The following is a 3,867-nucleotide window of genomic DNA, read 5'->3' on the forward strand; positions in this document are numbered from 1 at the left end:
TTAAGTAAAGTTTTCTTTTCAAACTTTCGTATTTATTCAAAAGAAGGGAAGAATGGCATGTTATTCGTTAGATTTCTGTCGCCAGGTAAAATAAATCCAACTTTGAAAAAAGATTGGTTAAGTGGAATGAAATGATTTTCATCTTTCTTTGGCAGTACTGGCAATTTGTTCCTTGCTATTGGATAAAGAGTTATAACATAAGAAAGGCTGCCCAAAATTGAATTGAGACAGCCTTCCGGTATTTTTTCTAAAAGAATTTATTTGGCAATTACCAGATAATAGTTTTTCTTTCCGCGCTGTACGAGCAGGTATTTTTCATCCAGCAAGTCAGCTGTGGTAATTTCCTGGTCAAATGCAGCCAATTTTTCTTTGTTCAAAGAAACGCCGCCACCCTGAACCAGCTTACGCATCTCACCTTTTGACGGGAAGATGGCAGCCTTTTCAGTAAATAAGTCTACAGCCTTGATACCGGCTTCAATATCTGATTTGGCTACTTCGAACTGAGGAACGCCTTCGAATACAGAAAGCAGGGTATCCTCATCCAGTTTCTTCAATGCTTCAGAAGTGGCGTTTCCAAACAAGATGCCAGAAGCTTCTACAGCAACGTTGTAGTCGGCTTCAGAGTGAACCATGATGGTTACTTCCTTGGCCAGACGTTTCTGGAGCACACGCAAGTGAGGAGCCTGTTCGTGTTCTGCAATCAGGCCTTCTATTTCTTCTTTGCTCAGTGAAGTGAATATCTTGATATAACGTTTCGCGTCTTCGTCGCTTACATTCAGCCAGAATTGATAGAACTTGTAAGGAGAGGTATATCGTGCGTCCAGCCAGATATTTCCTGATTCTGTCTTGCCAAATTTACCGCCGTCGGCTTTTGTAATCAACGGACAAGTCAGGGCAAATACCTCACCTCCGTTGGTACGGCGAATCAATTCTGCTCCTGTAGTGATGTTTCCCCACTGGTCAGAACCACCCAACTGAAGCTTGCAGTTTTTGGTTTCATACAGATGCAGGAAGTCATATCCTTGTAACAACTGATAAGTAAATTCAGTGAATGAAAGACCGTCGCGTGCTTCTCCGTTCAGACGTTTCTGAACCGATTCCTTTGCCATCATGTAGTTCACGGTGATGTGCTTTCCTACGGTACGGGCAAAATCCAGGAAAGAGAAGTCTTTCATCCAGTCGTAGTTGTTTACCAGTTCTGCACGGTTAGGGGCATCCGATTCAAAATCGAGGAATTTGCCCAACTGCTTCTTGATACACTCCTGATTGTGACGCAGGGTTTCCTCATCCAGCAAGTTACGTTCTTGTGACTTGCCTGAAGGGTCTCCAATCATACCGGTTGCACCTCCTACCAGAGCTAGCGGTTTGTGGCCGCAACGCTGGAAATGACGTAACATCATCACGCCACACAAGTGACCGATATGCAACGAGTCAGCTGTAGGGTCGATACCCAGATAAGCTGTCACCATTTCCTTCTCCAGCAATTCTTCTGTGCCCGGCATCATGGTATGTACCATTCCACGCCATTTTAGTTCATCTACAAAATTCATCGAATGAAATTCTTAGTTTAACATGTTTATTTAATAAATAACTGGAGCAAAAGTACGACACTTTATCTGAATAACCAATTTTTAGCGGTTAAAAAAGAGACGGTTAGCATTTTCTCTAATGTGTGTAGCTATGTGGTCGGAAGTTGTTCCGCGCAGGGAGGCAACTTGCTCGTAGAAGGCTGGGAAATCTGTTTCTTCTTCGTCACTTTCCAGCAATAATCTTTCTGTGGGAACGATAGATAAGGCTTTTTCCTGGTATTTTTTTCCGAAGGAGAGAAAAAATCCATGCCGAATCAATTCTGCGGCAAGTTCTTTTTTTCCTCGGAAACCATGTATAATCCAGGCTTGTGCAGGATGATATTCCTTATGCAAAGCAATCAGTTCTTCGGTGGCTTTTACAGAATGTATGAGCAAAGGTAATTGACATTGCTCTGATAATTCTATCACTTTTCTGAAGGCTTGAAGCTGGAGAGTAAAAGGTGTGTTGCATATTTTGTCTAGTCCTGCTTCTCCTAATGCGACCACACGTGAATCACTTTGGATGATTTCTGTCAACCATTCTATTTGTAATTGAAAATTTTCTTTCGTGAGATACCATGGGTGTAGGCTGGCAGAAATGAGTTGTGCTTGCAAGTATGCGGGAATTGCCCTGTCATCCATACTACAATTGAGGATGGCGGTTGTGTTTGTATCGGGAAGATGGTGTGTATGTACGTTGAAAAAAGGTGTAGTTATCATGAAGTCTGTTTTTAAGGTACAGGGTCATATCCTGAGCCTCCCCACGGATGGCAACGAAGAATACGCCGTATGGCTAGATATAATCCTTTGAAAGGACCGTGCTTTTGTATTGCTTCTATGGCATATTGAGAACAAGTCGGAGTGAAACGACAGGAGGGAGGCGTAAAAGGTGAAATGCAGTTCCGGTAAAAATAAATAGGAAGCAGGAGCAGGAAAGAAATTATCTTTTTCATGCCAGACGTTCTGCGGTAAGTTGTAATAATTTGACCACTTTTGCTTCTACATCAGCCGAGTCGTGGAGTTCATTGTCGAGCCAGATAAAGGCTATGGCGATTTTCTTTCCCGAGTTTTTTAAAGCATCAAGCAGGATGTGCTTGTGCTTGCGATAGGCTTCACGTACTTGGCGCTTTACACGATTGCGCTTGACAGCCCGTTTGAATCTTTTTTTAGGAACGCTAATCAGGATAGTAGCTGCCGGCAGATTTTCTCCCTCTATCGGCATATATACGATACGCAACGGAAAAGCAGGTAGTGATTTGCTGCCTCCCGTAAACAGTCTTTCAATCAGAATCCGGCTGTTCAGTCGTTCTACTTTCGGTAAGGTAAATTGGGGAGAATCGCTCATAGAGGTATATAATAAAACAAAGCGAAGTAATGAGGATATGGATTGCTTCGCTTTGTTTTCAGACTTATTTTTATTTGTTATGTTCGCGGATAAACATATCCAAGGCTGCCGGCATGGAAGGTGCTACGCTTGAAGGAGCTTCCAAGTCAAGACGCAACCCTGTATCCTTTACTGCCTTGGCCGTCGTTGGCCCGAAACTTCCGATAGCAATATCTTTCTGTTCGAAATTCGGGAAATTCTTCATCAACGACTGAATACCTGCCGGACTGAAAAATATCAACATGTCGTAGTTGAATTCTTCTTCTGGAGTAAAATCATTGCTGACAGTACGATACATGACGGCTTCCGTATGCTGGATGTGGTTTTTGTCGAGCAAATCTTTTACCTCGTCATTGTGCACATCTGACATGGGGATAAAATATTTCTCCGTATTATGCTTAATGATTTGTGGAAGCAGGTCAGCAAATTTTCCAGTAGCACCGAAAAATACTTTACGCTTGCGATATTGAACGTATTTCTGAATATACAAAGCGATGGTTTCCGATGTACAGAAATATTTCATTGTTTCTGGAATCGTTACACGTAGCTCTGTACACAGACTAAAGAAGTGATCGATAGCATGGCGTGAAGTAAACACAATAGCTGTATGGTCTAAGATAGAAACCTTCTGCTGTCTGAATTCTTTAGCTGACAAACTTTCTACTTTGATAAACGGGCGAAAATCTATCTTCACTCCGTACTTCTCAGCAATGTCAAAATAGGGAGACTTTTCTGTCGTCGGTTTTGGCTGAGAAACGAGGACTTTCTTTATTTTCAACGTTACTAAAAATTTAAAATCAAAATGTTATTTATATATATCAACCCTTTCCAGAGGAAAAGCAGGGGGATAATTTCGAGGGTGCAAAAGTACAGAATTAAATGTAAAATGCCATGAAAATGATTAAAAAAGTTCCT

At 41.8% G+C, this 3,867-nt stretch carries 6 protein-coding genes; all 6 read right to left on the bottom strand.

Features of this window, described 5'->3' with window-relative positions:
* Nucleotides 1-257 precede the first annotated feature (257 nt).
* Entirely contained in the window at nucleotides 258-1,550 is a 1,293-nt protein-coding gene (gene tyrS, locus ACMJ0U_RS12925; protein ID WP_417130274.1) for a tyrosine--tRNA ligase, read from the bottom strand.
* An 81-nt stretch (nucleotides 1,551-1,631) separates the two neighbouring features.
* The gene (locus ACMJ0U_RS12930; protein ID WP_417130275.1) at nucleotides 1,632-2,288 is read right to left on the bottom strand and encodes a TatD family hydrolase; all 657 of its coding nucleotides are present in this window, start codon (nucleotides 2,286-2,288) and stop codon (nucleotides 1,632-1,634) included.
* 11 nt (nucleotides 2,289-2,299) lie between these two features.
* Nucleotides 2,300-2,521, bottom strand: coding sequence for a membrane protein insertion efficiency factor YidD (gene yidD, locus ACMJ0U_RS12935; protein WP_417130276.1), 222 nt, complete (start codon nucleotides 2,519-2,521; stop codon nucleotides 2,300-2,302).
* Nucleotides 2,518-2,913 (bottom strand): ribonuclease P protein component, encoded by a 396-nt coding sequence (gene rnpA, locus ACMJ0U_RS12940; protein WP_417130277.1) that lies wholly within the window; start codon nucleotides 2,911-2,913, stop codon nucleotides 2,518-2,520. The genes yidD and rnpA overlap by 4 nt, the downstream gene beginning before the upstream one ends.
* Nucleotides 2,914-2,983: 70 nt before the next feature.
* Nucleotides 2,984-3,730 (bottom strand): uroporphyrinogen-III synthase, encoded by a 747-nt coding sequence (locus ACMJ0U_RS12945; RefSeq protein ID WP_417130278.1) that lies wholly within the window; start codon nucleotides 3,728-3,730, stop codon nucleotides 2,984-2,986.
* Nucleotides 3,731-3,735: 5 nt separating this feature from the next.
* On the bottom strand, nucleotides 3,736-3,867 hold a 132-nt coding region (locus tag ACMJ0U_RS12950; protein ID WP_417130279.1), incomplete at its 5' end, for a DUF4271 domain-containing protein.

Origin of the sequence: Phocaeicola sp. (genome assembly GCF_048170425.1) — a bacterium.
GTDB lineage: Bacteria > Bacteroidota > Bacteroidia > Bacteroidales > Bacteroidaceae > Phocaeicola.

What these genes read in the sequence shown, in the direction of transcription:
- yidD (WP_417130276.1), bottom strand. Translation starts at nt 2,521, where the DNA reads ATGAAAAAGATAATTTCTTTCCTGCTCCTGCTTCCTATTTATTTTTAC.
- tyrS (WP_417130274.1), bottom strand. Translation starts at nt 1,550, where the DNA reads ATGAATTTTGTAGATGAACTAAAATGGCGTGGAATGGTACATACCATG.
- rnpA (WP_417130277.1), bottom strand. Translation starts at nt 2,913, where the DNA reads ATGAGCGATTCTCCCCAATTTACCTTACCGAAAGTAGAACGACTGAAC.
- ACMJ0U_RS12930 (WP_417130275.1), bottom strand. Translation starts at nt 2,288, where the DNA reads ATGATAACTACACCTTTTTTCAACGTACATACACACCATCTTCCCGAT.